The organism is Streptomyces sp. MK37H, assembly GCF_018035285.1.
Classification (GTDB): Bacteria; Actinomycetota; Actinomycetes; order Streptomycetales; family Streptomycetaceae; genus Streptomyces; species Streptomyces endocoffeicus.
The window spans coordinates 1-1429 of the sequence record NZ_JAAAYH010000841.1 but is presented as its reverse complement, the minus strand read 5'-3'; the positions used below and the strand labels follow the sequence as shown (position 1 = coordinate 1429).

General features: G+C 70.0%; 1 protein-coding gene. It reads right to left on the bottom strand.

Annotated features, from left to right (window positions below):
- Positions 1 to 19: 19 nt before the first annotated feature.
- Positions 20 to 1222 (bottom strand): IS110 family transposase, encoded by a 1203-nt coding sequence (locus GWI24_RS44320; RefSeq protein WP_210951655.1) that lies wholly within the window; start codon positions 1220 to 1222, stop codon positions 20 to 22.
- Between the last annotated feature and the right edge of the window lie 207 nt (positions 1223 to 1429).

Below are 1429 nucleotides of genomic sequence, written 5' to 3'. Positions count from 1 at the left end.
AGGAGTTTCAATGACTGAGTCAAGCCGCCTGCGCGACTGGTGGGGCGGGGGTGAATACCCGGTTGTCGCGCAGGAGAGCCCACAGCACGCTGGCTCGTCGTCGGGCGAGGGCGATGACTGCCTGGATGTGCTTGCGTCCTTCGCCGCGTTTCTTGAGGTAGAAGTCCCGGTTCGGGCCCTCGCGCATCATGCTGGTCTGGGCGGACAGGTAGAACACCCGGCGCAGGCGGCGGCTGTAGCGCTTGGGTCGGTGAAGGTTGCCGGTGCGGCGTCCGGAGTCGCGTGGGACGGGCACGAGTCCGGCCGCGGAGGCGAGGTGGCCGGCGTCCGCGTAGGCCCCCAAGTCGCCTGCGGCGACGACGAACTCGGCCCCGAGGATGGGGCCCATTCCGGGCAGGGACTCGATGATCTCGGCCTGTGGATGGGTGCGGAACGTCTCGCTGATCTGCTGGTCGATGCGCTTGAGCCGGTCGTCCAGGGCCAGGATCTGCGCGGCCAGCTCGGCGACGATCTGGGCGGCGACGTCTTCGCCGGGCAGCGCGGTGTGCTGGGCCCCGGCGGCCTCAACCGCGGTGGCAGCGAGAGAGTCGGCGCCGCGGACGCCGCGGTTGGCGAGCCAGGCGGTCAGCCTCGCCCGGCCGCGCCGACGGATGGCGGCGGGGGTCTGGTATCCGGTGAGCAGTACCAGCGCGCCCTTGTGGGCGCTGTAGTCGAAGGCCCGCTCCAGCGCGGGGAAGATGCCGGTCAGCACGTCACGGAGCCGGTTGATCATCCGCACCCGGTCGGCCACCAGGTCCGAACGGTGGGCGGTCAGCAGGGCCAGGTCGGCGGCGAGCTGAGCAGGCACGTCGATCGTGGCGAAGTCCCGGCGGTGACGGGCGGTTTCGGCGATGACGTAGGCATCGCGGGCATCGGTCTTCGCCTCTCCGCGGTAAGCCCCGGCCATACGGTTGACGGTACGGCCGGGCACGTAAACGGCCTGCTGGCCGTGGGCGGCGAGCAGCGCCAGCAGCAGCGCGGAGGACCGCCCCGTGATGTCCACCGCCCAGTGGACCTCCTCAGCCAGCTCCAGAATCTCGCTGAGCGCGGCCAGGATCGCCGACTCATCGTTGTCGACCTTCTTGGACCACAAGGTCGCTCCGGTCTCGTCGACTACCGCCGTCCAGTGGTGGGCCTTGCCCGCGTCGATGCCGGCCCAGACCCGAGCCCGTCGCCTGCTCACTCGCCCCTCCTCGCTCCGCACTGTGTGCCGTCGGCCCGAGGAACACCCCGCCGTCATCTCCGTAAACAGCGACCGCACGAAGCGCGCACATCTCAATCAGCGGCCAGGGCGCCCCGGAGAGCCGGGCGGCCACTCCTTCGAAGCCACTGAAGACAAGAAAGCATCAGCCACACCCGGCCCTCCCGGGCCGCCTAACAACTTACGGAG